Origin of the sequence: Herbaspirillum sp. C7C8 (assembly GCF_022627875.1) — a bacterium.
Classification (GTDB): domain Bacteria; phylum Pseudomonadota; class Gammaproteobacteria; order Burkholderiales; family Burkholderiaceae_D; genus Herbaspirillum.
Genome location: NZ_JABXGG010000030.1, coordinates 1 through 26,063 on the forward strand (window position 1 = coordinate 1; position 26,063 = coordinate 26,063).

The window sequence follows — 26,063 nt, forward strand, 5'->3', positions numbered from 1 at the left end:
CTGACCATGACCGAAGAACTGCTCAAGGACTTCATGCTGGGACAGGGCACGCAGGCGGCGTATGAGGAGATCCGTCGGCAGATCCCGGCCTGCCTGGAGGGCGATCGCTGGTTCCATGATGACGTGCAGGCGGCGCATGACTTCGTGGTCAGCGGATCGGTGCGGCAGGCGGTCATTGCAGCCATCGGCAACTTTGTGTGAGAGGCTTGCGAGCCAGGGGATGAGAATCCGACGGCGCGGGCTCAAGTATGAGAAAAAGCTGACGTTCAGGAACACTGAACGGCAGCTTTTTTTTTCGCGCGACGGCAGGACGTGCTTGCCATGAAGCAATGAAGCCTGGGAGCTGTCAATCGGGCGCATCAGGATCTGCCTGATGGCGTGGCCGGGGCGGTTACCCTCACACTGCTCAGCGAGCATTATCACAATCCATCGGGGGAATAGGAATGAACATCAAGAACATCAGGATCAGCGCGCGCCTGGCGGCCTGCTTCGGCATACTGGTCGCGGTCATGTGCCTGATCACGGGGGTGGGCATGCAAAGCCTGCACAGCGTCAGCAAGGCCTCGCGGGTGGTGGTCGAGGATCGCTATGTGAAGATCGCGCTGGTCATGGAGATCCGCGAGAACGTCAATTCGGCCGCGCGCAACCTGCGCAATGCCTTGCTGGCGCGCAATATCGAGGAGGCCAGGCGCTATCTCGACCGTGGTGCGGCCAACAGCGCCAAGACCACCGAGGCGCTGGGAAAGGTCGAAAAGCTCATCAGCACACCGCGCGGCAAGGAATTGTTGAAGGCCATCCAGGAGGCGCGCGCCGCCTACAATACCCCGCGTGACAAGTTGCGCGAACTGATCAGCCAGCAAAAGAAGGACGAGGGTACCGAGCTGCTCTTCAATGAAGTCATTCCCAAGCAGGATCGCTACTTCGAGGTCCTCGACAGCTTCGTTGCCTTCCAGAAGTCGCTGATGGATGACAGTGTGGTCGACGGCCAGCACACCAGCGATTCGGCCATCGCCCTGATGCTGGAACTGTCGGCTGTGGCCATCCTGCTGTGCGTGCTGGCAGCATGGTGGGTCACGCGCTCCATCACCCGTCCGCTCAATGAAGCGGTGGACGTGGCCAGCGCCGTCGCGCAAGGCGATCTGACGATACAGATCGGCGAGACCACCAAGGATGAAACCGGCATGCTGCTGGCTTCGCTCAAGGCCATGAACCAGAACCTGCACCGCATCGTCAGCGAGGTACGTACGGGCAGCGATACCATCAATACCGCCTCTTCCGAAATCGCCACCGGCAATCTGGATCTGTCCTCACGCACCGAGGAACAGGCCGGTGCGCTGGAAGAAACGGCCTCCGCGATGGAAGAACTGACCTCCACCGTCAAGCAGAATGCCGACAATGCCCGCCAGGCCAACAGTCTGGCCACCACTGCGTCCGAAGTGGCGGCGCAGGGCGGCAACGTGGTGGGGCAGGTGGTGCAGACCATGGGGGAGATCAACGATGCCTCGCGCAAGATTGTCGACATCATCAGCGTCATCGATGGCATCGCCTTCCAGACCAACATCCTGGCCTTGAATGCCGCCGTCGAAGCGGCGCGTGCCGGTGAGCAGGGACGCGGCTTTGCGGTAGTGGCGTCCGAAGTGCGTACCCTGGCCCAGCGCAGTGCTTCGGCCGCCAAGGAGATCAAGGCCCTGATCGATGATTCGGTCAGCCGCGTGGACAACGGCAGCCGTCTGGTGGAACAGGCCGGCGCCACCATGAGTGAAGTGGTGGCCAGCGTGCGCCGCGTCACCGACGTGGTGGCCGAGATCTCGGCGGCCAGCAACGAGCAGAGCGATGGCATTGAGCAGATCAATCACGCCATCGTGCAGATGGATGAGGTCACCCAGCAGAATGCCGCGCTGGTGGAACAGGCCGCTGCTGCCGCGCAGTCGCTGCAGGAGCAGTCGGGTCGTCTGGTGGAAACGGTGAGCATCTTCAAGCTCGGCAGCCACGAGGCCTCGCGCGCGCGGCCCGTGCCCAAGCCGGTACCGCCCAAGTCGGCCAGCAAGCCGACGGCGGCTGCGCCGGTCATGTCGGCCAAGGCCGCCGTGCCGACTCCGGGCACCGCAGCCAAGGCTTTGCCGGCCAAACCGGTGCCGGCTTCCAGTGCCAGGAGCGGCAGCAAGGCCATGCCAGCCGACGAAGGCGATTGGGAACAGTTCTGAGACCTGGCGGGTTCAGGCCCGCATTTCCACAACACCCGCAAACGCGATGCGCACCAGCAGCCCGCTGCCTCGCGGCGGGGCTTCCAGCGTCACGGTAGCGCGGTGCAGGGCGGCGATCTCGCGTACGATTGCCAGCCCCAGTCCGGTTCCGCCCGGATTGACGTGCTGGGTGGCACCGGCGCGGTAGAAGGGTTCGAATACTTTTTCGCGTTCGGCCTCGGCAATGCCGGGGCCGTTGTCTTCCACCTCCAGCATTGCGCTGGTCGGTTGGCCCGGCTGACTCAGAGCCCGTACCCGCAAGGTGATCTGGCCGCCGCGTGGCGTATAGCGGATCGCATTGTCCAGCAGGTTCACCATCAGTTCATGCAGCAGCAGTGCATTGCCCTCGATGGCAAGATCGCCTTCATCCTCGAACGCCAGCCCGATGTCGCGGGCCACGGCTTGCTGTGACAGTTCCAGCGCCACCTGGCGCGCCGCATCGGTGAGCCGCACGCGCATGGTGCCGCCTTCGGCCGCTCCATGTTCGGCCCGTGCCAGCGTGAGCAGGCGATTGGCCAGGTGCACCGCCGAATCGGTAGTGCGCGCCATGCCTTCCACCAGCTCACGCAGCTCGGCGGGATCGAGCCGCGTGCGGCGCAGTTCGCGCAGGGTCAGTTCGGATTGCGTCTTCAATACCGTCAGGGGGGTACGCAACTGGTGCGAGGCATCGGCGATGAAGCGCCGCTGGGCGCTGATCAGGGCCTGCAGCCGACCCATGTAGCCATTCATGGCCTGCACCAGCGGGCGCATTTCCTTGTGCACCAGCGCCGGATCGAAACCGGAGAGATCGGTGGGCGCGCGCGACTCCACCTCGCCCTTCAACTGCATCACCGGACGCAGCACGAAGCGCACCGCAAACCATACCAGCAGCGCCGCCACCGTCACCAGCGTGCCCTGGCGCCAAAGTGTATCGAAGAGGATCTTGCGCGTCATGCCATTGCGTGCCTCCATGGTCTCGCCGACCTGGATCAGGGCGATGCCGCGCATGCTGTCGTCATACACCGGCTGCAGCAACGCGGCGATGCGGATGGGCTGGTTGTGATAATCGGCCTGGTAGAAACGCACCAGCGCCGGATAGGCTTCCGAGCGTTTGACGTTGGCCGGTACCGGCGGCAGGTCGTCGTAGCCTGAGACCAGCTCGCCATTGAGTCCGGTGACCTTGTAGTAGATGCGGCCCAGGGTATCGGTCTCGAAGCTGTCCAATGCCACGTAGGGCACATCGGCCGTGACATGCCCGTCGACGATGGAGACCCGTTCGGCCAGTGCGCGGGTGGACGCCAGCAGCGAGCGGTCATAGGCCAAGTCGGCCACCTCCAGTGCATTGGTGTAGACCGAGACCGCATCCAGAGCCACCAGCAGCGTCAGCGGGATGATCAGCCAGCGCACCAGCTGGCTGCGCAGGTTGCCCAGTCGCCGGGGGGCTTGCGCCATCACGCCGCCTGCAGCAGATAGCCCAGGCCGCGCAGGGTGGTGATGCCGACCCGGCCCGCCGCCTCGTGTTCCAGTTTCTTGCGCAGACGGTGGATGTAGATTTCGATGGCGTCCACGCTGGCGTTGTCATCCAGCGAAAACACCTGCTGGAACAATTTGTCCTTGGGTACGGTGTGGCCCTGGCGCATGATCAGCACTTCCAGCACCGCATGTTCGCGCGGGGTCAGCGCCAGCAGTTCGCCGTGATAGGTGAAGGTGCGCGAGACGGTATCGAAGCACAGCGCACCGCAGGCCACGGTGACCGCTTCCTGGCTCTGCGAACGGCGCAGCAGGGCCTTCACGCGCGCTTCCAGTTCTTCCAGCTCGAAGGGTTTGGCGAGGTAGTCATCGGCACCCATGTTCAGGCCGCTGACACGATCGGCCAGACCGCCGCGCGCGGTCAGGATCAGGACCGGTGTGCGGCTGCCGCGCGCGCGCATGCGCTTCAAGACTTCCAGCCCATCCATGCGCGGCAGGGTCAGGTCCAGGATCACCAGAGCATAGTCTTGCGTGAGCAGCAGGCTGTCGGCATCGGCACCGTTGTGCGCACACTCCACCGTGAGGTGGGCGTCGCGCAGGGCCTTGGCCAGCCAGCGGGAAAGTTCGATATGGTCTTCGACCAGCAGGATGCGCATGATGCGGCCTTTATATTTTTTTCAGTGCGGTACGGCTTGTCTCCAGCGCGGATGCTAACAGATGGCCCGCCGCCTTTGAAACGTCCGGCGCGGCCATTGTGGAAACTGCGTAGCTTCGATCCCACACTGACAGCCTGGCTGAAAGCCGGCTGAAAGCCTTTTCTTGTACGATGCGCCCATATCAAGAATTCCAAGCTGGAGACACCACATGACTGCCCCCGGGTCCGGCCGCGCCGGTACCGTTGTTCCCATATTGTTGTTGCGCTGCTGCTCTCGGCCATGAAGGCCGGATGCCTGCATCGCTGGTATCACCGTCTGGCCGCATGCCTGCTGGCGTGTGCGCTGCCGTGCGCCTGGGCCACCGAGTGCATCGTCCCGGCCAAGCCGGGCGGCGGCATGGATGCCTCGTGCAAGCTGTTGCGCAGGGTGATGCAGTCCGAAGCGGGCCAGCAGGACTTCAAGGTGGCCTACCTGCCCGGTGGTATCGGTGCGGTGGCCTGGAGTTCGGTGGTCTCGCAGCGGCGCGGCGGGCCGGAAACCCTGGTGGCCTTTTCGGGTGGCTCGCTGCTGAGCCTGGCGCAAGGCAAGTATGGTCGCGCTGACGTGGGCGACGTGCGCTGGGTGGCTGGTATCGGCATCGATCACGGCATGATTGCGGTGCGCGGCGATGCACCCTGGCACAACCTGAAGCAGTTGCTCGAAGCGATCCGCAAGAATCCGTCGGCGGTTACCGTGGGCTTGTCCGGGACCGTGGGCAGCCAGGACTGGCTGAAGATGGCGCTGCTGGCGCAACACGCCGGCTTCACGCCGAGGCAGTTCCGTTTCGTTGCGCTGGAAGGCGGCGGTGATTCCTTTGCCGCATTGCAGGCCGGACATGTGCAGGTGATCTCGGGCGATACCTCGGAGGCCGCCTACTTCATGGCCGATGGCAAGGTGCGGATCCTGGCGGTGCTGTCCGAGCAACGCCTGCCGGGTCCGCTGCATTCGGTGCCGACTGCGCGTGAACAGGGCTATGACGTGGTCTGGCCCATCATTCGCGGCTTCTACATGAGTGCGCATGCGTCGCAGGAGGATTACCGGCGCTGGGTACAGTATTTTGACCGTGCACTGGCCGATCCCGCCTTCGATCGCCAGCGCAGCATGGGTGGCTTGCAACCCTTTGCCATGACCGGCAAGCCGCTCTCGGATTACATCGCGCAGACCGTTGCGCGCTATCGCAGGCAGTCCCAGGAGTTGGGCCTGGTGCGCTGACCAGCCCGGTTGCACACGCCGTCAGGCGTGCTCTGCAACCGGGCCGGCGCAAGGTCCGTTTCATCATCAAGGAGAACCCATGTTGCACAAACGTCGCCTGAGCATTGCGCTCGGCCTGGCCCTCGCTTTGCCCGTCACTTTCAGCAGTGTGGCCCGTGCCGACACTCCCGCCGGCTATCCGGCCGATTACGCCAAGGTCATTGAAGGCGCCGGCAAGGAAGGCAAGGTCGTGATCTACAGCACCACCGATTCCAAGGCGGCCGAAGCGCTGATCAAGGATTTCGGCGCGCTCTATCCGGGCGTCAAGGTCGAGTACAACGACATGAATTCCACCGAAGCCTACAACCGCTTCATCTCCGAAGCCGCCGCCGGCGGCGCCACCGCCGACGTGATGTGGTCCTCGTCAATGGACTTGCAGGTCAAGCTGGCCTCCGAAGGCTATGCGGTCGCCTACAAGTCGCCCGAAGCCGCTGCCCTGCCGGCCTGGGCCAACTGGAAGGACACCGCCTACGGCACCACCTTCGAGCCGGCCGCCATCGTCTACAACAAGCGCCTGGTGAGCGAGGCCGAGGTGCCGAGCTCCCACGACGAGTTCACCAGGCTCCTGGTCAGCAAGCAGGACAAGTTCAAGAACAAGGTCACCACCTACGACATCGAGAAGTCCGGCGTGGGCTTCAGCCTGATGACCTATGACCTGAAGCACAATCCGCATTTCTGGGACTTCGCCAAAGCCATGGGCGGCGTGGCCGCACGCGTGCAGTCCTCCACCGGCACCATGCTCGAACGCATCTCCTCGGGTGAAAACCTGATCGGCTACAACATCCTCGGCCCCTATGCCCTGGTGCGCGCCAAGAAGGATCCGTCCATCGGCGTGGCCTTCACCAAGGATTACAACCTGGTGCTCTCGCGCGTGATCTTCATCAACAAGGCCGGCAAGAACCTCAATGCCGCCAAGCTGTGGGTGGACTACATCCTCTCCAAGCGCGGCCAGACCATCATCGCCAACGATGCGCAGCTCTTTGCCATTCGCGGCGATGTCACCGGGACCACCACCTCGGCGGAACTGACCAGGCAACTGGGCGCGTCCTTGAAGCCCATGCCGGTCTCCACCGAACTGCTGGACTATCTGGACCAGAAGAAGCGCCTGGACTTCCTGAAGCAGTGGAAGGAAGCCACCAAGAAGTAAATCATTTCCGTCCCCGGCCGGGTAGCGCGCAGGTCAGAGGCCGTCACGCCTTCGATACGACCCTGCTGCTCTACTCAGTCCGAACGGGGGTGTTCGTTCATTACATCGTGTCATCGCTTTGCGGAGTGCGGCTCTGGCCGTCTCCGTGGGCGGCGCATTGCCGTCGCCCGGCCTGTTCTGTTCCATCTGCCCACTCATGAGGCGCACCATGCAAACCACCACAACGCTGCCGCGCAGCGAGCAAGCCCTGCCGGCCCGCCGTTTCCGGCTGAACTGGCCGCGCGGCCTGGTCGTGCTGCTGGCAGCCCTGGCCATCTTCGTGCCGCTGCTGCTGATCTTCTATCAAAGCTTTCTGTCGGCACCCTTCTTCGCGCCGGTCAAGACGCTGACCCTGGATTCCTATCGTTTCATCTTCGATGATCCCGACTTCCGCCAGGCCTTCATCAACGGCCTGACCCTGGCCACCGGCCTGGCCCTGATCGCCGTCCCGCTGGGGGGCATGCTGGCCTTCCTGATGGTGCGCACCGACCTGCCGGGCCGCAGCTTCATCGCGCCGGCCCTGATGGTGCCGATCTTCGTCTCGCCCATGGTGATCGGCTTCGGCTATGTGGTCTCGATGGGCCCGGTGGGCTTCTACACGGTATGGGTCAAGAACCTGCTGTCGGTGGTCGGCTTCGAGGGCGATCCGTGGAATATCTATTCCTTTACGAGCATCGTCATCATCGCCGGCCTGACCCACGTGCCGCACGTCTACCTGTATGCCTCGGCGGCCCTGCGCAGTCTCGGCTCGGACGTGGAAGAAGCGGCCCGCGTGGCCGGGGCGTCGCCGCTGCAGGTGGCGCTGAACGTGTCGCTGCCGATGATCACGCCCGCACTGGCTTACTCGGGCGTGCTGGTGTTCTTCCTCGGCTTTGAAGTGTTCGGTCTGGTGCTGGTGCTGGGCGATCCGGAAGGCCACCTGGTCCTGCCCACCTATCTCTACAAGCTCACCAACAAGCTGGGTACGCCTTCGTATCACCTGATGGCGGCAGTGGCCGTGTGCCTGGTGGCGGTGACCATGCCGCTGGTGATGCTGCAACGCTGGCTGCTGCGCTCGGCCAACAAGTTTGTCGCCATCAAGGGCAAGGGTGCGCGCCAGAAGGCGCTGCCGCTGGGCAAGTGGCGCTGGGTGGCCTTTGCCCTGATTGCCGGCTGGCTGCTCTTTACCGTCATCATTCCGCTCTCGGGTATCGGCCTGCGCACCTTCGTCTCGCACTGGGGGGATGGCGTCAATCTGCTGGACGTGCTGACTTTCGAGAACCTGTTGAACGTCTGGGACCAACCCTCGCTGGTGCGCGGCATCATCAATACGGTCTTGATCGGCGTCATCGGCGGCGCCCTGGCGGTGGCCTGCTATACCGCCATCGCCCTGGCCATGCACCGCAAGCAGGATGGCGTGACGCGCTTTCTCGACTACAGCGTGCTGGTGCCGCGTGCGGTGCCGGGCCTGCTGGCCGGCCTGTCCTTCCTGTGGGTGTTCCTGTTCGTGCCCTCGCTGCTGGATTCGGCCTTGAAGGGCATCGACAACCCCGTCGCCCTGTGGCTGGTGGACAGCTTCATCCCCGCCCTGCGCGCCCTGCGCTCGACCATCTTCTCGGTCTGGCTGGCCTACTCGGTGGTGTGGATGGCTTACGGTCTGCGCCTGATCAATACCGCCCTGCTGCAGGTCGGCCCGGAGCTGGAAGAGGCAGCCCGCGCCGTCGGTGCCTCGCGCTCCCGCGTCACCCGCGACGTCACCCTCCCGCTGGTGCGCTATGGCCTGGTGGGGGCCTGGCTGATGGTGTTCCTGATCTTCGAGCGCGAGTACTCCACCGGCGTCTATCTGCTCTCGCCCGGTACCGAGGTGATCGGTTCGATGATCGTCTCCATGTGGGCCGCCGGCGCCGTGGAACTGGTAGCGGCGCTGTCCTTCATCAATATCACGCTGGTGGCCGTGGGCCTGGGCATTGCGCTGCGCTTCGGCGTCAAGCTGCACGACTGAGCGGCACCAGCCTCCCTAAAGAGCATCCTGAGGAATCATCATGACCGAACTTTCCGTCAACGACCTGCACCTGGACTATGGTAGCGGCGCCTCCGCCAATCCCATCCTGAAGGGTGTTTCCATGCAGTTGCAACGCGGTGAAGTGGTGGCCCTGCTGGGCCCCTCCGGCAGCGGCAAGACCACGCTGCTGCGCGCCGTGGCCGGGCTGGAATCGCCCAAGGCCGGCACCATCGACATCGGCACCCGCCGCGTTTTCGATGGCGCGCGCAACTTCGAGATGCCCGCCGAAGAACGCAACCTCGGCCTGGTGTTCCAGTCCTATGCGCTGTGGCCGCACAAGACCGTGGCTGACAACGTCGCCTATGGCCTCAAGCTGCGCAAGACGCCCTCGGCCGAGATCGCCAAGCGCGTCAAGGAAGTGCTGTCGCAGCTGGGCCTGGGCCACCTGGGCGAGCGTTATCCGCACCAGCTTTCCGGTGGCCAGCAACAGCGCGTGGCCATTGCCCGGGCGCTGGTCTACAACCCGCAGGTGATCCTGCTGGACGAACCGCTCTCCAACCTCGACGCCAAGCTGCGCGAGGAAGCCCGCGCCTTCCTGCGCGAACTGATCGTGCGCCTGGGCCTGTCGGCGCTCATGGTGACTCACGACCAGGGCGAGGCCATGGCCATCTCGGATCGCATCCTGCTGCTCAACAATGGCCGCATCGAACAGCAGGGCACGCCGCAGAGCATGTATCAGACCCCCGATACCCTGTTCACCGCCGAGTTCATGGGCAGCAACAACAAGCTGGCCGCCGAGGTGGTCAGCCGCGAGGGTGAGCGCGTGACCGTGAAGCTCGATGGCGGCACCGCCGTGGCCACCCTGCGCGGACGCGACGACGCCCGTCCCGGCGAGCAGCTCACCGGCATCATTCGCGTGGAGCAGGTGCGCATCTCGGGCGAGCAGACCGGCAATGCGATCCGCCTGCCGCTGTCGACCTGCATGTACCTGGGCGACCGCTGGGAGTGCCTGTTCAAGGTCGAGGGCGGCCCGGCCGGTTCGGTCGGCCTGCGTGCCTACGCGCCGCAGCGCCTGGAGCAGGGCGAATACTGGCTGTCGCTGCCGGAACAGGCCCTGTGGGCATTCTGAAAAACTAAGTTGGCCGTTCCGGACGACTAAGTTTTCCGGACGGCGACACTTAGTTTTTTGACGATTCATCTCATCGATGAAAACCAGTGAGGAAGGCCACCCGCCATTGCCTCGCTCACCCGGAAAACCACATCACGAAAAGACCGGGTGCATGACCAGAAGACGTCGCGCGGCGGGGCCGCGCCGACGCTATCCAACGTTCTCAATCAAGGAGACCTCAGTGCAAAAGACTCATCTGGCGGCCAGCATGCTGGCCGCATTCGCCGCGTTCGCCACGACCTCGGTCCAGGCGCAAACCTCCGTCACCATCTATGGCCTGGTCGATTCGGGCGTGGAATACCTCACCAATGCCAACGCCGCCGGCAACGGCCTGGTGCGCCTGAATTCGGGATCCATGAACACCTCGCGCATCGGCTTTCGCGGTACGGAAGACCTGGGCGGCGGCCTCAAGGCCATCTTCCAGCTGGAAAACGGTTTCAAGCTGGATAACGGCGCCCTCGATGGCGATGCCAACCAGCTCTTCAACCGCCAGTCCAATGTTGGCCTGGAAGGCGGCTTCGGCCGCGTAGTCGTGGGTCGTTCCTTCTCCACCACCTATGACTTCATCCTGCCCTTCGACCCCATGGGCTACTCGGCCAACTATTCGTGGGTGACTTCGGCCGGTGCTACCGGTAGCCGCAAGGACGGCATGCTCACCGGCGTGTCCAACCTGGTCAAGTATCAGGGCCAGTTCGCGGGCGTGAAGCTGGGCGCGACGGTCGGCTTCGGTGAGGTGGCCGGCGAGACCCGCAACGGTGCCAAGTATGCCGTCGGCCTGGGTTGGGGGACCGGCCCGTTCAGCGTGGCTGCGACCTATGACCGCAACAACAGCACCAGCACCGCCAATACCCCCTATGACCGTGCCACCAGCGCCCACCTGGCCGCGGGCTACCAGCTCTCCGATGCGTGGAAGTTCAACCTCGGTTATCGCTACTACAAGAAGTCTCTGGCCACCGGTGCGGCCGATCTGCGCAGCGACTTCTACTGGGGTGGCGTGACCTGGAAGTTCACGCCGGCCATGAGCGTGATGGGTGCGATCTACTACCAGAACATCAAGAACGTAGCCAACGATGCCGATCCCATCATGTATTCGCTGCGCTTGAAGTATGCGCTGTCCAAGCGCACCGACCTGTACCTGAGCACGGCCTATGCCAAGGCCAGGAACAACCAGCTGGTGGGCCTGTCGCGTGATGATGCCGGCTTCGGCAGCAGCCAGTTCGGTACCACCCTGGGCATGCAGCACCGCTTCTGATGCAACGGTAATGCCCAGGCCCGGCACGCGCGCCTGGCGTGTCGGGCCACGATAGTCTTGAGCCGTCCTTGACCGGTGCACCCCTGCAAGTTGCAGGCGTGCGCCGTTTTTTCATCTGGACCAGGGGGACGGGGCATGCAGTTGCAGGCGATCGAGCAGGTCTTCATCGCAGGCTGTGCGGTTGCAGTCGGTGAGACTGGCCACCAGGTGCGCCCCCACCATCAGCAGGAAGAGCGTGCTCACCACGATCCTGCCCCAGGGGATGCGACGCGGTTCATCTTGCCGTTCCGCGCTTTGCAACAGCAGCAGCGTGGCCGGATATTCCGCGCTCTTGACGCACAGCAGCAAGGCGATCACCAGGATGGACACCAGGGCAAACAGGGCCGTCCAGGTATAGAAGTGCATGCCCTGGAACATCGGTCCCTGCGGCGTCTGCCCGGCCAGGGCCTCCAGCGAGATCTGGCGCAGCGCGATCAGCCCGGTCAGCAGCGCACCCACCAGCGCGACCCCATAGTGCGCGCTCTTGACCCCGAAGCGCAGATTGCGCATGAAGCCGATGCCGGTCAGGATGATGCCGGTGCGCTGCAGCAGGCACAGCGGACAAGGCGCCACCAGCAGTACCCACTGGTAGTACAGCAGCAGGCCCAGGCAGGCAGTGACGGCCAGCAGGCACAGGCAATTGAGAAAGATCCCGCCCGGCAGGACGGGTTCGCGCGGCGTGAAGACGACGGAACGATCCATGAGACGGTGCCATTACAGGACGAAACCCAGGTGACCCTGGGTGGTTTGACTGAACCACCACAGGGTGACCCCGGTGCTTGCCAACCATAGCTTGTTGCTCAATGATTTCCAGCCCAATGCAATGCCGAGGACGGTCAGGAAGGCCAGCAGAAAAGGAAGATAGAGGAACATGGGATGACCCGGAGTTGATCCCGATTCATATCCGGGAGTTTGTTTGTGTGCTTTGATACCAATCGTAGCCGAATGCCCGCGCAAATCTCGCGCCAAAACATCGAATAAAATCGAGATTTACCGAGAATATTCAGCTTCAGCGCGATTTCACTGAAACCCATCAATAGAGGAGACAACAATGCAGGCATCAGCAAGCGGCCCCTGGTCCGGTCATCAGGAGGTACGGCGAGTGGCGGTGGTGGGGACGGGCGTCATCGGCGCCAGCTGGGTGGCCTATTTCCTGGCGCGGGGGCTGGAGGTGTCGGCCACCGACCCGATGCCGGGCGCGGAGGAAAAGCTGCGGGCCGCCGTGGCGCGCCACTGGCCCAGCCTGGAAGAGCTGGGCCTGGCGCCGGGCGCCTCGCCGGAGCGACTGCGCTTCTCGGCGTCGCTGGAAGAGGCGTTGCAGGGGGCGGACTTCGTGCAGGAAAACGGCCCCGAGCGGGAAGATCTCAAGATCGATCTGTTCCAGCGCATGGATGCCGTCCTGCCGGCCCATGTGGTGCTGGCGTCGAGTTCGTCGGGCCTGCTGATGAGCAAGGTGCAGGCGGCCTGCCGCCATCCGGGTCGGGTGGTGCTGGGCCATCCTTTCAATCCCCCGCACCTGATCCCGCTGGTGGAAGTCATCGGTGGTGCGCAGACCTCGCCGGAGGCGGTGCAGGCCGCGCTGGCGTTCTATACCGCCATCGGCAAGAAGGCCATCCATGTACGCAAGGAGGTCAAGGGTCACATCGCCAACCGCCTGCAGGCCGCGTTGTGGCGCGAGGCTTTCCACCTGGTCGAGCAGGGCGTGGCCAGCACCGAGGACATCGATACGGCCATCGCCTATGGCCCCGGCCTGCGCTGGGCGCTGATGGGGCCGTATCTCAACCTGCACATGTCGGGCGGGGAGGGCGGCATCGGGCATATGCTCGATCACCTGGGGCCACCCATCGAGAGCTGGTGGGCCGACCTGGGAGCGCCAGCCATCACGGATGCACTCAAGGCGCAGATTGGCGCGGGCGTGGCACAACAGATGCGCGGCAAGACCTCCATCGACCTGGCCGCCGAGCGTGACCAGTTGCTGGTGCAGTTGCTGGCGGCCAAGAGCAAGACCCAGGTCATTCCTTGAAAACTAAGTATTTGGAATTCTTTCTCTAAGTCGGCTTTCCTTAAAAACTTAAAAAAATTGATCGATGTTCATTCGGTGTTCATTGTGCAGATAACCAACCGTTCGGACTGAGTAGCGGCCACGCCGCGTATCGAAGACGCTGTGCAGCGTGATGATGATTTTGCCCCGCGTAGCGCCTTCGAGTCGGCCCTGAGGGACTTGCTCAGTCCGAACGGTTTCCGGTTTCTGATGAGCCCCATTCATTTGTGCGACCGCTTGCGCCGGCTCGGCGCCATTTCCCGCATCAGTGCAATGAAACGTTGCGCCCCCAGGCCCAGCGGCTGATCCTTGTTCCACACCACATCCACCCACATGCGCTGCTGGTTGCTGATGTTGTCGAAATCGATGACCACCAGCGTACCGGCCTCGATCTGCGCCTGCACCAGGCTGTGCGGCAGGTAGGCCCAGCCCAGGCCCTCGCGTACCAGCGAGAGTGTGGCCAGGTGATTGTCGGTGCGCCACAGATGCCGTGCCAGGAAGAAGCGCGGGTCCGAGATGCTGGCATCGCGGCTGGCCACGGCGATCTGACGGATGTCATACAGGTCCTCGTAGCGCAGCTTGCGCTTCTTGCGCAGCCGTGCGGGATGATCAGGCGCGATCACGGCCACCATCATTTCGCTGCTGAATTCCTGGAAGGCTTCGCGATCATTGCCGGCGTGGCGCTCGAAGACCAGCGCCAGCTGCGCCGTATTGTCATAGAGCATGCGCATGGCATCGGCCTGGGGCGAGGACAGCACTTCCACCTCCAGCGAGGGAAACTCCCCGGCCAGCACCGCCAGCGGTTTGGCCCAGGGCACCGACAGCAGTTCCGGGGCGACCGCCAGGGTCAGCTTGCGCTCCAAGCCCTGGTGCATGGCCAGCGCATGCGCATCGAGCTGGCGCAGGGTGCTGGCCAGCAGGCGTGCATCCGGCTCCAGGGCGCGCGCCAGTTCGGTAGGGCGGGCATCGCGCGCGGTGCGGTCGAACAGGACCAGGTCCAGCTCGGCTTCCAGCTGGCTGATGGTCATGCTGACCGAGGACGGCACCCGGCCCAGCAGGCGCGCCGCTGCCGAAAACGAGCCACTGTCGAGCACTGCCAGAAAGACCCGGACGTTGTCACTGGAGAAAGCCATGGCATGTTCCTTCTGCAAGCCGGTCGGCCACCTGTCAGAAAAACTGAAAGAAGCCGACTTCATTCATCAAAAACTTCATCATAGAATGCTTTCCATCACGCGGCCAGACCGGGTCCGCCTCAGGGGGGCAAAGGGAGCTGGCGCGCTGCTGTCTTCAGGAGCACATCATGCAGGGATTCAAACGCAAGCTGGTCTATGCCTGCCTCTTCGAGGGGCTGGCCATCATTTTCACGACGGTCGGGCTGACCGTCTTCGCCGGTCATGACGGTGCGCATTCATCGGCGGCTGCGGTGGCCTCGTCGACGATAGCCTTCGTCTGGAATTTCATCTTCAACGGTCTGTTCGAGCGCTGGGAAGCCCGCCAGCCGCGCCGTGGCCGCAACTTCGCGCGCCGTGCGGCACACGCCCTCGGTTTCGAAGGCGGCCTGGTGGTGATGCTGGTGCCGCTGTTTGCCTGGTGGCTGGACATGAGCCTGTGGGATGCGCTGGTGCTGGACTTCGGGCTGATCGTCTTCTTCATGATCTACACCTACCTGTTCAACCTGGGCTTTGATCGCGTTTTCGGTCTGCCGAGCTCGGCCATGCCGGTCAACGCGCAGGCCGGTCCGGCACGCTGAGTCGGCGCGCTGCGGCGTTCCCGGCGGGCCTTGCCTTACAATGAGGCAGCCCACCCACTTGCCAGGAAACGCATGTACATCCCCGCCCATTTCGCCGACAACGACACCACCAGCCTGCACCAGCTCATCACCGCCCATCCCTTCGGCGTGCTGGTCTCGCACACCGCCAGCGGACTGGATGCCAATCACCTGCCCTGTCATCTCGATGCTACTCAGGGCGCGCTGGGTACGCTGCATCTGCACGTGGCGCGCGCCAATCCGCTGTGGCGCGAACTGGCCGATGGCGATGCGGTACTGGTGGTGTTCTCGGCCGGCGACGCCTACATCTCGCCGAGCTGGTATCCCAGCAAGCACGAGGCACATCGCCAGGTGCCGACCTGGAACTACAGCGTGGCGCATGCCCACGGGCGCGTCACCATCCGTGACGACGAGCGCTATCTGCGCGGTGTGGTGGCGCGCCTGACGCGCACCCATGAGGCCGGAGAAACAAGGCCGTGGAAGATGTCCGATGCGCCCGCCGACTTTACCGATACCCTGCTCAAGGCCATCGTCGGCATCGAGATCGAGATCACGCGCCTGGAAGGCAAGCGCAAGCTCAGCCAGAACAAGGACGTGCGCGACATCGACGCTGCCGGCCGTACGCTGCTCGAGCGTGGTCAGGCAGAGGTCGGCGAGGCCATGCTGCAGGAGGCTGCCCGCAAGCCATCCTGAGCGGCGGCAATGAAACTGAGCAATCCTCACGTCGTATCGCGCACCTGTGTAGAATCCGGGAACCGGGCCGCTGTGCGCCCTTATCGGATTTTCTGATGTCATCGCGCTCACCCATGACTGCCCTGACCGCTCCCCCCACATCCTCCTTGCGCAGTGATTCGCTGGGCTGCTCGGCCACTCGCCTGAAGCAGAGCCAGGAACTGCAGGGCAGTTACTTCAGCTTCTATCGCAAGCGGGTCGAGGGCGGCGAGGTCTCGCAGGTCCATACCCCGGCCTCCGATCGTGGTTTCCTGGTGGGTATCTCGATGGCCCCGCAACACCGCCGCAACATCTTCCGCGGCCGCCAGGGGGCGCAGTTCGAGTTCGGACGCGGTGCCGTCTACATTCGTGATTTTTCCGAAGACTACCGGGCCGACCTGCAGACGCCCTTCGATTTCCTGCTGGTGGAGCTGCCGCTGTCCTGGTTCGCCACGGTCAATGAGGATCTGCGGGCAGGCAAGGCCAGCGGCCTGGCCACCGTCACCGGTCATGACGATCCGGTGCTGGCCCATCTGGCCGCTGCCCTGGCACCGGCACTGGCGCAGCCCGATGCCGACCAGCGCCTGTTCGTGGACCAGCTCGGCCTGGCCATGGGAACCCATCTGCTGCGGCGCTATGGTGGCGTCAGCCCGCCTGGTCAACGCCATATGCGGCTGTCGCGGCTGCATGAAGAGCGCGCCAAGCAGATGCTGTTGCAGAAGTCCAGGGACGCCCTCTCCATTGCGGACATCGCGCGCGAGTGCAACATGTCGGCCAGCTACTTCCTGCGCGCCTTCAAGGCCAGCACCGGTCACACGCCGCACCAGTGGCTGCTGATCCAGCGCGTCGACATGGCGCGCCATTACCTGCGCCTGACCCAGCTCTCGCTGGCCGACATCGCTGTGGCCTGTGGTTTCTACGACCAGAGTCATTTCACCCGTGTGTTCTCACAGATCGTCGGCAGCAGTCCGGGCGCATGGCGCCGTCGGTTGGGCTGACGGCCGGCCCACATCGCATCACGGCACGCGCGGCAGGTCGAAACCGAACGCGCTGCCTTGCGGCGAGGCCGCCGTCACGCGCAAGCGGCCGCGATGGGTCTCGATGATGGAGCGGCAGATGGCCAGACCCATGCCCATGCCGTTTTCCTTGGTGGTGTAGAAGGCGTCGAAGATGCGCGGCATGGCCTCGGGGGCGATGCCTGCACCGCTGTCCTGTATCGTCACCTTGACCCGCTGCTCATTGCAGCAGGTGGTGCTGATGCTCAAGGTGCGCGCGTTTTCCGGCACGCCGGTCATCGCATCGATGGCATTGACCACCAGGTTCAGCAGTACCTGCTGCAACTGCACCGTATCCCCCAGCACATGGACCTCGGCAGGGGAGAGCGAGAGGACCAGATGCACGTCGCGCTGCTCCAGTTCGCTGCGCGAGAGCGTCAGGATATGGCGGATCAGTGCGTGCAGGTCGATACGTTCGAATTGCGTCGCGTGCTTGCGGGTCAGGTTCTGCAGCCCGCTGATGATGCCGGCGGCGCGCTGGCCTTCGCTGATGATGTCGCGCAGGCTGGCACGCGCATGCTCCAGTTCAGGCGCGCTTCGGTCCAGCCAGCGCAGGCTGGCGCCGGCATTGGAGACGATGGACATGAGCGGCTGGTTGATCTCATGGGCGATGGAGGCCGTCAGCTGGCCCGCCGTGTTGGCGCGCGCCACGCGCTCCATGTCCACCTGGGCGGCGCGGATGGCGTACTCGGCCTGGCGCCGCACGGTGATATCGGTGGCCGTGCCCATGTATTCGGTAAAGGTACCGTCGACCCACACCGGCTTGCCGATGCCGGAGAGCGTACGTACTTCGCCGGTATCCTGGCGGCAGATGCGGTGCTCCACGCGGATGGTGCCACCCATGGCGACGGCGGCGTTGACGGTGTCGATCACTTCCTGGCGGTCATCGGGGTGCATGAGCGCTGCGAACTCGTCATAGGTGATGCAGTTGCGGCCGGGCGGCAGGCCATAGATGCGACACAGTTCGTCGGAGCAGAACATCAGGTCTTCGCGCACCAGGTAGCGCATGCTGCCGGCGTGGTTGAAACGTTCGCCCTGCTTGAGCAGTTCCTGGCTGGTGCGCAGTTCACGCTCGGCGCACAGCAGCATTTCCTTTTCCAGCAAGGCCCGGGCATGGTCGGCGGCATTGCTCAGCAGCACGGCGGCATGTGCTGCGATGTGGCGGGCGCAGCGTGTCATGGCCTGGCCGGGCGCATCGTCATAAAACAGCAGCAGTGCGCCATGCGACTGGCCACGATGACTCAGGATCAGCGTCAGTGCCGCCTGCAGATCATCCGGTCCGGCAATGCAGTAGCGCTGGCTGTTGCAGACCTCCAGTCCGTCACGCCGTGCTTCGGCCTCGATCAGGTCCAGGCCTGCTTCATGGCGCACCAGCAGGCAGCGCCGCGCGCCGGCAAGCTGGCAGAGGGCACGTGTGATGGCCGGTTTGAGCAGGACAGGGTCGAGCAGCGCCGACAGTTCGCACAGGGTTTGCAGCAGGGCATCGTCGTCGGCGGGACGCGGGTCGGACGGCAAGGGATTCTCCTGGCAAGAATGTGGGCTCAAGGGCGCATTGTGCCGCATTGCCGGTCCGGGTGTCAGGGTGGTCCGTAGAGCCGGGTGGCCGTCAGGAGTACCAGCAGGGTATCGGCATCGACCGGCTTGGCCAGCAGTGCGATCCCCATGGCAGTGGCGCGCTGTTGCTGCAGTGCCGTGGCCTGCGCCGACAGCAACAGCAGCGGCAGGTCCGGTCGCAGCAGGCGCAATTGCTCGGCCAGTTCGAAACCGCTCATCCTCGGCAGGTTCAGATCGACGATGGCGCAGCCCGCCACGGGCAGGCAGGTACTGGAGAGAAAATCCTCGCCGCAATCGAAACTGCAATGACGGTGGCCGGCGGAGTCCAGCAGGTTGCACAGCGCTGTGCGAACGCCGGGATCGTCATCGATCACGGCGATGGGGCGGTGTGATGCGGGCATGGTCTCCCCCTGGCTCATCATCGTCAGCGCTGTGGCCTGCGATACCTGGCCTACTGCTGGTCCGGCGGTGGCGTGCCGGTGATCTTGGGCATGCACTCGCGGTGGAACCAGGACGCCGTCAGCGCTTCCCCGGCCAGCTTGCGACGCGCGATGGGAACCAGTTGTTCGCCGATGAGCATGCCCAGCAAACCGAGCAGGGCGATGATGGGCGGAGCCGGCGACTGCACGTGCAGGGCGGCATAGATCAGTCCGGCCAGCAGGCCCATCAGGAGGGAGATCAGATAGGGTTTCATGCGTACTCCAGGAATCAATGGCCCAGCAGGGGCCCCAGGCCGTTGACCAGGCGCTCGGCCAGCACCATGCCCAGCAGGCCGATCAGGGCGATGCCCGGTGGCGCCGGTGAGCGCACCTTGAAGAGCGCATAGACGACACCGATCAGGATGCCGGCCCCCAGTGAAATCAGATAAGCGGACATGGCCCGGCTCCTCATGAAGGTGGGGCGCCGCCGCCTCCGGCCGATCGACGGCTGCAGGGCGGCGGCGCCAGTGGCTGCGGGCGCTTACTTGGCCGGGACCGGGGCCAGGGTCTTCTGGTTGCCGTGCGGGCGCTGTTCGGCCTTGTGCACCATGGTGTAGGCGTAGTCCACACCCATGCCGTAGGCGCCGGAGTGCTCGCGCACGATGTCCATGACAGCGCTGTAGGTTTCCTTGCGGGCCCAGTCACGCTGCCATTCCAGCATCACCTGTTGCCAGGTCACGGGGATGACGCCGGCCTGGATCATGCGCTGCATGGCGTAGTCATGGGCTTCCTTGGAGGTGCCGCCGGAAGCGTCGGCCACCATGTAGATCTCGTAGTCGCCTTCGGCCATGGCGCACAGGGCGAAGCTGTTGTTGCAGACCTCGGTCCACAGACCCGCCACGACCACCTTCTTCTTGCCGTTGGCCTTGAGGGCGTCGCGCACCTTCTGGTCGTCCCAGGAGTTCATGGAGGTACGCTCCAGGATGTCGTGCTCGGGGAACACCGACAGCAGTTCCGGATAGGTGTAGCCGGAGAAGCCCTGGGTTTCCACGGTGGTGATGACGGTGGGGATGTTGAACACCTTGGCCGACTTGGCCAGGGCGACGACGTTGTTCTTCAGTGCCTGGCGGTCCATCGATTGCACGCCGAAAGCCATCTGCGGCTGATGGTCGATGATGATGAACTGACAGTTGGTCGGGGTCAGCACGTCGAGCTTGGTATTGGTGGTCATGATGATTCCGTAGGTGGATGATGGTGGAGGAGTGTGCCGGCCTGGCGGCGGGAGCGGCGAAGCAGACCGGTGGACAGCGGGAGCGAGGCTGCCGGAGGCGATCATAGGCAAGCGGGGGGAGCGCTGCCATTATCTGTTCGTATAGCTAGACGCTGGCTGTGCGTTTTTGCACACTGCAAACACCAATAAAAGCGTCAACAAAAGCGCAGGGGATGAGCAGTTCGCGGCAAGCGGCCTCACTACCTGCGCAATTCGCCCTCTCCATCGCCTTAGTCCATGCCCGGAGCCTCCATGATGACCGCAACCAGCGTGACCCCTGATCTGATCCTCTTGAACGGCAAGATCCACACCGTCGACAAGCAAAACCCCATCGCCGAGGCCCTTGCCATCGGCGGCGGAAAATTCCTCGAAGTCGGCAGCGCCGCCGACGTGATGCGTCTGAAACAAGCCACCACCCAGGTCATCGACCTGGGCGGGCGCACCGTCATCCCCGGCCTGAATGACTCCCACCTGCACCTCATTCGCGGTGGCCTGAACTACAACCTGGAACTGCGCTGGGAAGGCGTGCCCTCGCTGGCCGATGCGCTGCGCATGTTGAAGGACCAGGCCGCGCGTACTCCGCATCCGCAATGGCTGCGTGTGGTGGGCGGCTGGACCGAATTCCAGTTCGCCGAAAAGCGCATGCCCACGCTGGAAGAATTGAACGCCGCCGCGCCCGATACCCCGGTCTTCGTGCTGCACCTGTATGACCGCGCCCTGCTCAACCGCGCCGCGTTGCAGGCCGTCGGCTACACCAGGGACACGCCCAATCCCCCGGGCGGCGAGATCGTGCGCGATGCCTCGGGCAACCCGACCGGCATGCTGATCGCCCGTCCCAATGCCATGATCCTGTATGCCACCCTGGCCAAGGGACCGACCCTGCCTCAGGAATACCAGGTCAACTCGACCCGCCAGTTCATGCGCGAGTTGAACCGCCTGGGCGTGACCAGCGCCATCGATGCCGGCGGCGGTTTCCAGAACTACCCGGATGACTACCAGATCATCAACAAGCTGGCCGCCGAGGGCCAGTTGACCATCCGCATTGCCTACAACCTGTTCACGCAGAACAAGGGCGGTGAGCTGGCCGATTTCCAGAAGTGGACCGGCCTGGTCAAGCCGGGTGACGGCGACGATTTCCTGCGCCATAACGGCGCAGGTGAAATGCTGGTGTTTTCCGCCGCCGACTTCGAGGACTTCCTGGAGCCGCGCCCCGACCTGGCCGAGGGCATGGAAGAGGAACTGGAGCGCGTGGTGCGTCATCTGGTGTCCAATCGCTGGCCATTCCGCCTGCATGCCACCTATGACGAATCGATCGCGCGCATGCTCGACGTGTTCGAGAAGGTCAACCGCGACATTCCCTTCGATGGCCTGCACTGGATGTTCGACCACGCCGAGACCATCACCGAGCGCAACATCGAGCGCGTCAAGGCGCTGGGCGGCGGCATCGCCATCCAGCATCGCATGGCCTTCCAGGGCGAGTACTTCATCGACCGCTACGGTAGCGATGCTGCCGAGCACACGCCCCCGATCGCCAAGATGCTGGAGATGGGCGTGCCAGTCGGCGCCGGTACCGATGCCACCCGCGTGGCCAGCTACAACCCCTGGACGGCACTGTACTGGTTGGTCTCCGGCCGTACTGTTGGCGGCACCCAACTGTACCGGTCAACTGGCAGGTTACCTCGCGAAACTGCACTGGAACTGTGGACCGCAGGCAGCGCCTGGTTCTCCAGCGAACAGGCAAAAAAAGGCCGCATCCGGGCCGGCCAGCTGGCCGACCTGGCGGTGCTGTCGGCGGACTTCTTCAGCGTGCATGAAGACCAGATCAAGGCCATCGAATCGCTCATGACCGTGGTCGATGGCAAGGTGGTCTATGGTGCCGGGCCGTTCTCCTCCTACGGACCCGGCGAGATCCCGGTCTTGCCCGAGTGGTCGCCGGTGGCCAAGGTGCCGGGGCACTACCGCGCCGTTGCCGGGGGCGATGCCGCCCGCCAGAAGAAGACCGCGCTGCCGCATGCCTGCGCGGGCTCCTGTGGTGTCCATGGACATGCGCATGACGTGGCGCGCAAGTCCAGCGTTCCGGTGTCCAATTTCGCCGGATTCTGGGGCGCGTTGGGTTGCAGTTGCTTTGCGTTCTGACTGGAGCCGATCATGCAAACGCGCCATCCCGCCCGCCGGCCGGGTTTGCCGGTCCCGCCCCTGGACGTGGGGCTGTTGTTCCTGCGCGTGGCGGGCAGCTTCATGCTCTTCTACGTGCATGGACTGCCCAAGCTCACCCATTACGCCCATGAGCTGACCGTCATCGAAGACCCCTTCGGCCTGGGCCCGACGGTCTCGCTCTGGTCGGCCATCCTGGCCGAGGCGCTGTGCCCGGTGCTCATCGCCCTGGGCCTCTTCACCCGCCTGGCCTGCCTGCCCGTCATCGGGGTACTGCTGGTGGCCATGCTGGCGGTGCATCCTGACTGGAGCATTGCCGAGGGCCAGTTCGGCTGGCTGCTGCTGGTGATCTTCACGGCCATCGCGTTGTGCGGTCCCGGCCAGTGGCGGCTGGGCCAGGCTGCGGCGCAGCCTTAGGAGCTGCCCGGCCACGGCGGTCGGTGTCGTCCCATCCCTGTTCTCAAGCCGCCCTGCATGCAGGGCGGCTGCTGTCCCCCTGCACGCTGGCCGCGCAAGCGGCAACGTCCACATTACTTCACAAGGAGTCACACCATGAGCACCCTCACCACCCGCGACGGTACTGAAATCTATTACAAGGACTGGGGCAGCGGCCAACCGGTCGTCTTCGGCCACGGCTGGCCGCTGGATGGCGACATGTGGGAATACCAGATGAACTTCCTGGCCGAGCGCGGCTATCGCGTCATCGCCTATGACCGCCGTGGTTTCGGTCGTTCCGGCCAGCCCTGGAGCGGCTATGACTACGACACCTTCGCCGACGACCTGGCCGAGCTGATGAACAAGCTGGACCTGCAGGGCGCCACCCTGGTCGGCTTCTCCATGGGCGGTGGCGACGTGGCCCGCTACATTGGTCGCCACGGCAGCCAGCGCGTGGCCAAGGCGGCACTGCTGGGTGCGGTCACGCCGATCTTCGGCCAGGCCCCGGACTTCCCGCAGGGCGTACCGGCCGAGGTCTTCGCCGGTATCAAGGAAGGGCTGTTGAAGGATCGTGCGCAATTCATCAGCGATTTCGCGGCGGTCTTCTTCGGCACCAATCGTCCCGGCAAGGCCAATGCGGTCAGCGCGGGCGTGCTGGCACAGACCTTCAACATTGCCATGCTGGCTTCGCTCAAGGGCACGCTGGATTGCGTGACGGCCTTCTCCAGCACCGATTTCCGTGCAGACATCAAGAAATTCAACTTCCCGACCCTGGTGATCCACGGCGACGACGACCAGGTTGTGCCCTTCCAGACCACCGGCAAGCTGGTGGCCGAGATGGTGCCGGGGGCACAGCTGAAGATCTACGGCGGTGCGCCGCATGCGCTGTGCGCCACCCACAAGGATCAGATCAACGAAGACCTGCTGGCCTTCCTGAAGGGGTGAGCACCATGAGCCTGGACGCAACCCAACGCCAGCAGCTGGAAAAGCGCCGGCTGGCGCCGCTGGCCACGCCCGGCGCACTTTCGGCGCTGGCCACGCAGGAAATCGGCGGGGCGCTGACCATGTTGCTGGCGGATATCTTCGCGCTGTACCTGAAGACCAAGAATTTCCACTGGCACATGTCCGGCCCGCACTTCCGTGACTACCACCTGCTGCTGGACGACCAGGCGCAGCAGATCATCGCCATCACCGATGCGGTGGCCGAGCGGGTCCGCAAGATCGGCGCGACCACGCTGCGTTCCACCGGCCATGTCGGCCGGCTGCAGCGACTGGCCGACAACGATGCCGATTTCGTCACGCCCTCCGACATGCTGGCCGAACTGCGCGAAGACAATCTGCGCCTGGTCGGTTTCATGCTGGCCACCCACGCGCTGTGCGACGAGCATGGCGACGTGGCCACGGCCAGCCTGCTGGAGAACTGGATCGACGAGGCCGAGCAGCGGGCCTGGTTCCTGTTCGAATCGGGGCGCACTTCGATGTGAGTCCTGTACGCCGGGACTGGAAAAAGGCAGAGCTTGACGGCTCTGCCTTTTTTGCGTTTTCCTTCACCCAGCTTCGGATGCGCCGGCCTGCGAGCGGCAGCTGGAGCGGACCGTTGCTTTTTTATTCAACTTGACCGATTTTTCGCGTGATCCAGCCCATCTCCCAGCGATTCATGAAGCGCATTCGTCTGCAGGACGACATCCTCCTGGCACGTGCGACCCAGTCGCCTGCCGGGGGCGTGCCGGCAGGTGTCGCGCCGGTGATCGACATTCCCGGCGAGGATGCCTTTTCGGTCATCGTGCAGTTGCAGGATTTTCGCCATCACAAGCTCTGGCGCGCCGGGCAGCTGGTGCATGCCGGTGGCCACCGCCTGGGGGAGATGGCCATTACCGACCTGCGCGAGCAGTGGCGTTGCCAGCATCTCTCGGGCTACGACAACGTGCGCCTGCAGTTGCCGCGTACCACGCTGGAGCGCTGGAGCGAGGAGCACGGTCGGCGCATTGGCCTGCTGCAACAGCGGCAGGGCGTACGCGATCCGGTGGTCTGGCATCTGGTCCAGGCCATGTTGCCGATGCTGGGGGAGGCGGCCGGACAGGTCGAGCAGGGCGAACAGGGTGATACGGTCTTTGTCGACAGCGTCATGCTGGCCCTGCATACCCATCTGGCGCAGCGTTACGGCGGCCAGCCCTTGGCGCGCAGCGGCGGCCGCCTGGCCGGGTGGCAGCAGGTGCGGGTGCGCGACTACATGCTGGCGCATCTGGGGCAGCCGGTGCGCCTGGCCGAGCTGGCGGCGCAATGCGGGCTGTCGCGCGCGCATTTCTCGCGCGCCTTCAAGCTCAGCTTCGGCTTGCCCCCGCATGCCTGGCTGCAGCGCCAGCGCATCGCTCTGGCCTGCCGTCTGCTGCGCGAGGGCGACAAGAGCATGTCGCTCGTTGCGCTGGAATGCGGGTTTGCCGACCAGAGTCACTTCAGCCGGGTGTTCAAGCAGGTGATGGGGGTGGGGCCGATGGGGTGGGTGAGGGGATAGGGCTGGCCTCATTCACCCAGCACGGAAATATGCGTGCGTACGTCGGGAGTCAATAACGGTGCGATGGTCTGTTCCGCATAGATCCTGTCGCCACGGCCGGTTACCACGACCAGATGGACCTCAGGATCTGCCGGCCGTGTCGGTTGTCCCGGCCGGATGGCCTTGATCGTTCTGCCCAGCGCAGAGCCATGTCTGGGGCGACAGGCGCGAATGTACTGTTTCCATTCGTTCCAGAGTTGCTCGACGCCATCCTTGTGCTCTGCGTAGCGGACGTCGATTCCACACAGGTCATCTCCCTTGCTGACCAGGAAATCAATGTGCTCGCCGGAGCAGGAAGGCGTGACGTGAAAGAAGGCGTTGCCGGAACGCTGCAACATCTGCGCAACCAGGCCCTCTGCAAATTGATGTGCGATTTCATGACGGCGGGAATGTGGCATGGTGGTTCCTCAGAGGAGCCGCCGCAATGGCGGATTGTTGCGAAGTGCCCAGACGCGGGAGACTTCGTTGTAGATCGCGATCTTGACGGCGTCCTCGGCGAGGTCATGCCGTGGCTCCAGGCGTGTGATTCCTGTCGGGAGACCCGCATCGATTCCCTTCACGTAGATTCTTTCCCGCCGTATCGTACTGCGGTCCACGATGCCTACGAAGAAAGGTGTCTTCATCGCCTGCGCACGGGCGACCGCTCGCGCGCTGAAACGTAGCGCATAGGCGCCTGTGGTATCCGGGGCCTTGAGGGTGGTCTTGACCTGCAAGAAGAAGAAAGGCCCGAGGCGCTGGGCATTCGCATCCAGGAGATACACAACATAGAACCCATTTCATAAATAGGCGTGAGATGCGTTCTGTCCAGAAAGGGCGCTGGCAAGGCGCGCGACGCGTCGTG

Annotated in this window: 27 protein-coding genes and 1 pseudogene; 16 read left to right on the forward strand and 12 right to left on the reverse strand. The window is 64.1% G+C overall.

The features are described 5' to 3' along the window. A pseudogene (locus HWE01_RS21700) lies at nt 1–201 on the forward strand (aromatic amino acid lyase); the annotation flags it as partial. A 242-nt stretch (nt 202–443) separates the two neighbouring features. Further along, nucleotides 444–2,204, forward strand: coding sequence for a methyl-accepting chemotaxis protein (locus tag HWE01_RS21705; protein WP_241822861.1), 1,761 nt, complete (start codon nt 444–446; stop codon nt 2,202–2,204). Nucleotides 2,205–2,216: 12 nt separating this feature from the next. Here HWE01_RS21705 and HWE01_RS21710 read toward each other — a convergent pair whose 3' ends face one another. Both HWE01_RS21710 and HWE01_RS21715 read right to left on the reverse strand, forming a co-directional pair. Further along, nucleotides 2,217–3,674 (reverse strand): sensor histidine kinase, encoded by a 1,458-nt coding sequence (locus tag HWE01_RS21710; RefSeq protein WP_241822862.1) that lies wholly within the window; start codon nt 3,672–3,674, stop codon nt 2,217–2,219. Then, the gene (locus tag HWE01_RS21715; RefSeq protein ID WP_008333309.1) at nt 3,674–4,348 is read right to left on the reverse strand and encodes a response regulator; all 675 of its coding nucleotides are present in this window, start codon (nt 4,346–4,348) and stop codon (nt 3,674–3,676) included. The genes HWE01_RS21710 and HWE01_RS21715 overlap by 1 nt, the downstream gene beginning before the upstream one ends. A 279-nt stretch (nt 4,349–4,627) precedes the next feature. On the opposite strand from HWE01_RS21715, the gene HWE01_RS21720 reads away from it, so the two are divergent. The 5 genes from HWE01_RS21720 (at nt 4,628) to HWE01_RS21740 (ending at nt 11,225) form a co-directional block, all read left to right on the forward strand. After that, nucleotides 4,628–5,599, forward strand: a complete 972-nt coding sequence (locus HWE01_RS21720; protein ID WP_008333306.1) for a tripartite tricarboxylate transporter substrate binding protein — start codon at nt 4,628–4,630, stop codon at nt 5,597–5,599. 79 nt (nt 5,600–5,678) lie between these two features. Next, complete coding sequence (locus HWE01_RS21725; protein ID WP_241822863.1) at nt 5,679–6,785, forward strand: ABC transporter substrate-binding protein; 1,107 nt, start codon at nt 5,679–5,681, stop codon at nt 6,783–6,785. A gap of 208 nt (nt 6,786–6,993) precedes the next feature. Further along, nucleotides 6,994–8,805, forward strand: coding sequence for an ABC transporter permease (locus HWE01_RS21730; RefSeq protein WP_008333299.1), 1,812 nt, complete (start codon nt 6,994–6,996; stop codon nt 8,803–8,805). 40 nt (nt 8,806–8,845) lie between these two features. Then, nucleotides 8,846–9,934 (forward strand): ABC transporter ATP-binding protein, encoded by a 1,089-nt coding sequence (locus HWE01_RS21735; protein ID WP_241822864.1) that lies wholly within the window; start codon nt 8,846–8,848, stop codon nt 9,932–9,934. A 220-nt stretch (nt 9,935–10,154) separates the two neighbouring features. Then, on the forward strand, nt 10,155–11,225 hold the full coding sequence (locus HWE01_RS21740) for a porin (protein WP_008333296.1): 1,071 nt from the start codon (nt 10,155–10,157) through the stop codon (nt 11,223–11,225). 111 nt (nt 11,226–11,336) lie between these two features. On the opposite strand, the gene HWE01_RS21745 is transcribed toward HWE01_RS21740, so the two are convergent. Next, the gene (locus tag HWE01_RS21745) at nt 11,337–11,966 is read right to left on the reverse strand and encodes a disulfide bond formation protein B (RefSeq protein WP_008333294.1); all 630 of its coding nucleotides are present in this window, start codon (nt 11,964–11,966) and stop codon (nt 11,337–11,339) included. Between the two features lie 12 nt (nt 11,967–11,978). Then, nucleotides 11,979–12,137: a hypothetical protein gene (locus HWE01_RS21750; protein ID WP_008333293.1), complete on the reverse strand. Its 159-nt coding sequence runs from the start codon at nt 12,135–12,137 to the stop codon at nt 11,979–11,981. A gap of 178 nt (nt 12,138–12,315) precedes the next feature. On the opposite strand from HWE01_RS21750, the gene HWE01_RS21755 reads away from it, so the two are divergent. After that, complete coding sequence (locus HWE01_RS21755) at nt 12,316–13,287, forward strand: 3-hydroxyacyl-CoA dehydrogenase NAD-binding domain-containing protein (RefSeq protein WP_034351469.1); 972 nt, start codon at nt 12,316–12,318, stop codon at nt 13,285–13,287. Nucleotides 13,288–13,526: 239 nt separating this feature from the next. On the opposite strand, the gene HWE01_RS21760 is transcribed toward HWE01_RS21755, so the two are convergent. Further along, a complete protein-coding gene (locus HWE01_RS21760; protein ID WP_175345036.1) occupies nt 13,527–14,438 on the reverse strand; it encodes a LysR family transcriptional regulator in 912 nt (303 codons plus the stop codon). 167 nt (nt 14,439–14,605) lie between these two features. On the opposite strand from HWE01_RS21760, the gene HWE01_RS21765 reads away from it, so the two are divergent. The 3 genes from HWE01_RS21765 to HWE01_RS21775 all read left to right on the forward strand — a co-directional run bounded on the left by HWE01_RS21765 (nt 14,606) and on the right by HWE01_RS21775 (nt 16,782). Further along, the gene (locus HWE01_RS21765; RefSeq protein ID WP_008333290.1) at nt 14,606–15,055 is read left to right on the forward strand and encodes a PACE efflux transporter; all 450 of its coding nucleotides are present in this window, start codon (nt 14,606–14,608) and stop codon (nt 15,053–15,055) included. 72 nt (nt 15,056–15,127) lie between these two features. Beyond that, entirely contained in the window at nt 15,128–15,766 is a 639-nt protein-coding gene (locus tag HWE01_RS21770) for an FMN-binding negative transcriptional regulator (protein WP_241822865.1), read from the forward strand. A 113-nt stretch (nt 15,767–15,879) separates the two neighbouring features. Then, the gene (locus tag HWE01_RS21775) at nt 15,880–16,782 is read left to right on the forward strand and encodes an AraC family transcriptional regulator (protein ID WP_241822866.1); all 903 of its coding nucleotides are present in this window, start codon (nt 15,880–15,882) and stop codon (nt 16,780–16,782) included. Between the two features lie 18 nt (nt 16,783–16,800). Here HWE01_RS21775 and HWE01_RS21780 read toward each other — a convergent pair whose 3' ends face one another. The 5 genes from HWE01_RS21780 to HWE01_RS21800 form a co-directional block, all read right to left on the reverse strand. Then, nucleotides 16,801–18,354 (reverse strand): sensor histidine kinase, encoded by a 1,554-nt coding sequence (locus HWE01_RS21780; RefSeq protein WP_175345039.1) that lies wholly within the window; start codon nt 18,352–18,354, stop codon nt 16,801–16,803. 62 nt (nt 18,355–18,416) lie between these two features. Beyond that, a complete protein-coding gene (locus HWE01_RS21785; RefSeq protein WP_237713606.1) occupies nt 18,417–18,794 on the reverse strand; it encodes a response regulator in 378 nt (125 codons plus the stop codon). A 50-nt stretch (nt 18,795–18,844) separates the two neighbouring features. Then, nucleotides 18,845–19,087, reverse strand: coding sequence for a DUF1427 family protein (locus tag HWE01_RS21790; RefSeq protein ID WP_008333276.1), 243 nt, complete (start codon nt 19,085–19,087; stop codon nt 18,845–18,847). A gap of 14 nt (nt 19,088–19,101) precedes the next feature. After that, nucleotides 19,102–19,269 (reverse strand): DUF1427 family protein, encoded by a 168-nt coding sequence (locus HWE01_RS21795; protein ID WP_083859654.1) that lies wholly within the window; start codon nt 19,267–19,269, stop codon nt 19,102–19,104. Nucleotides 19,270–19,353: 84 nt separating this feature from the next. After that, nucleotides 19,354–20,043 (reverse strand): hydrolase, encoded by a 690-nt coding sequence (locus HWE01_RS21800; protein ID WP_008333274.1) that lies wholly within the window; start codon nt 20,041–20,043, stop codon nt 19,354–19,356. A gap of 291 nt (nt 20,044–20,334) precedes the next feature. Between HWE01_RS21800 and HWE01_RS21805 the strand changes: the two genes are divergently transcribed. The 5 genes from HWE01_RS21805 (at nt 20,335) to HWE01_RS21825 (ending at nt 25,183) form a co-directional block, all read left to right on the forward strand. Beyond that, entirely contained in the window at nt 20,335–22,218 is a 1,884-nt protein-coding gene (locus HWE01_RS21805; protein ID WP_241822867.1) for an amidohydrolase, read from the forward strand. 12 nt (nt 22,219–22,230) lie between these two features. After that, nucleotides 22,231–22,653, forward strand: coding sequence for a DoxX family protein (locus tag HWE01_RS21810; protein ID WP_008333270.1), 423 nt, complete (start codon nt 22,231–22,233; stop codon nt 22,651–22,653). Nucleotides 22,654–22,788: 135 nt separating this feature from the next. After that, nucleotides 22,789–23,616, forward strand: a complete 828-nt coding sequence (locus tag HWE01_RS21815) for an alpha/beta fold hydrolase (RefSeq protein WP_241822868.1) — start codon at nt 22,789–22,791, stop codon at nt 23,614–23,616. Nucleotides 23,617–23,621: 5 nt separating this feature from the next. Next, nucleotides 23,622–24,155: a Dps family protein gene (locus HWE01_RS21820; RefSeq protein WP_034351661.1), complete on the forward strand. Its 534-nt coding sequence runs from the start codon at nt 23,622–23,624 to the stop codon at nt 24,153–24,155. Between the two features lie 173 nt (nt 24,156–24,328). Beyond that, the gene (locus HWE01_RS21825) at nt 24,329–25,183 is read left to right on the forward strand and encodes an AraC family transcriptional regulator (protein WP_034351466.1); all 855 of its coding nucleotides are present in this window, start codon (nt 24,329–24,331) and stop codon (nt 25,181–25,183) included. Nucleotides 25,184–25,191: 8 nt separating this feature from the next. Here HWE01_RS21825 and HWE01_RS21830 read toward each other — a convergent pair whose 3' ends face one another. Together HWE01_RS21830 and HWE01_RS21835 are read right to left on the reverse strand one after the other, a co-directional pair. Then, entirely contained in the window at nt 25,192–25,620 is a 429-nt protein-coding gene (locus HWE01_RS21830; protein ID WP_008333266.1) for a hypothetical protein, read from the reverse strand. Nucleotides 25,621–25,629: 9 nt separating this feature from the next. Further along, entirely contained in the window at nt 25,630–25,983 is a 354-nt protein-coding gene (locus tag HWE01_RS21835; RefSeq protein ID WP_241822869.1) for a hypothetical protein, read from the reverse strand. Nucleotides 25,984–26,063 lie beyond the last annotated feature (80 nt).

Coding starts and splice junctions, on each gene's coding strand:
- HWE01_RS21785 (WP_237713606.1), bottom strand. CDS start 18,794: ATGCCCGCATCACACCGCCCCATCGCCGTGATCGATGACGATCCCGGC.
- HWE01_RS21765 (WP_008333290.1), top strand. CDS start 14,606: ATGCAGGGATTCAAACGCAAGCTGGTCTATGCCTGCCTCTTCGAGGGG.
- HWE01_RS21815 (WP_241822868.1), top strand. CDS start 22,789: ATGAGCACCCTCACCACCCGCGACGGTACTGAAATCTATTACAAGGAC.
- HWE01_RS21775 (WP_241822866.1), top strand. CDS start 15,880: ATGACTGCCCTGACCGCTCCCCCCACATCCTCCTTGCGCAGTGATTCG.
- HWE01_RS21715 (WP_008333309.1), bottom strand. CDS start 4,348: ATGCGCATCCTGCTGGTCGAAGACCATATCGAACTTTCCCGCTGGCTG.
- HWE01_RS21735 (WP_241822864.1), top strand. CDS start 8,846: ATGACCGAACTTTCCGTCAACGACCTGCACCTGGACTATGGTAGCGGC.
- HWE01_RS21820 (WP_034351661.1), top strand. CDS start 23,622: ATGAGCCTGGACGCAACCCAACGCCAGCAGCTGGAAAAGCGCCGGCTG.
- HWE01_RS21790 (WP_008333276.1), bottom strand. CDS start 19,087: ATGAAACCCTATCTGATCTCCCTCCTGATGGGCCTGCTGGCCGGACTG.
- HWE01_RS21750 (WP_008333293.1), bottom strand. CDS start 12,137: ATGTTCCTCTATCTTCCTTTTCTGCTGGCCTTCCTGACCGTCCTCGGC.
- HWE01_RS21770 (WP_241822865.1), top strand. CDS start 15,128: ATGTACATCCCCGCCCATTTCGCCGACAACGACACCACCAGCCTGCAC.
- HWE01_RS21720 (WP_008333306.1), top strand. CDS start 4,628: ATGAAGGCCGGATGCCTGCATCGCTGGTATCACCGTCTGGCCGCATGC.
- HWE01_RS21800 (WP_008333274.1), bottom strand. CDS start 20,043: ATGACCACCAATACCAAGCTCGACGTGCTGACCCCGACCAACTGTCAG.
- HWE01_RS21760 (WP_175345036.1), bottom strand. CDS start 14,438: ATGGCTTTCTCCAGTGACAACGTCCGGGTCTTTCTGGCAGTGCTCGAC.
- HWE01_RS21805 (WP_241822867.1), top strand. CDS start 20,335: ATGATGACCGCAACCAGCGTGACCCCTGATCTGATCCTCTTGAACGGC.
- HWE01_RS21745 (WP_008333294.1), bottom strand. CDS start 11,966: ATGGATCGTTCCGTCGTCTTCACGCCGCGCGAACCCGTCCTGCCGGGC.
- HWE01_RS21730 (WP_008333299.1), top strand. CDS start 6,994: ATGCAAACCACCACAACGCTGCCGCGCAGCGAGCAAGCCCTGCCGGCC.
- HWE01_RS21755 (WP_034351469.1), top strand. CDS start 12,316: ATGCAGGCATCAGCAAGCGGCCCCTGGTCCGGTCATCAGGAGGTACGG.
- HWE01_RS21705 (WP_241822861.1), top strand. CDS start 444: ATGAACATCAAGAACATCAGGATCAGCGCGCGCCTGGCGGCCTGCTTC.
- HWE01_RS21825 (WP_034351466.1), top strand. CDS start 24,329: ATGAAGCGCATTCGTCTGCAGGACGACATCCTCCTGGCACGTGCGACC.
- HWE01_RS21810 (WP_008333270.1), top strand. CDS start 22,231: ATGCAAACGCGCCATCCCGCCCGCCGGCCGGGTTTGCCGGTCCCGCCC.
- HWE01_RS21725 (WP_241822863.1), top strand. CDS start 5,679: ATGTTGCACAAACGTCGCCTGAGCATTGCGCTCGGCCTGGCCCTCGCT.
- HWE01_RS21830 (WP_008333266.1), bottom strand. CDS start 25,620: ATGCCACATTCCCGCCGTCATGAAATCGCACATCAATTTGCAGAGGGC.
- HWE01_RS21710 (WP_241822862.1), bottom strand. CDS start 3,674: ATGGCGCAAGCCCCCCGGCGACTGGGCAACCTGCGCAGCCAGCTGGTG.
- HWE01_RS21795 (WP_083859654.1), bottom strand. CDS start 19,269: ATGTCCGCTTATCTGATTTCACTGGGGGCCGGCATCCTGATCGGTGTC.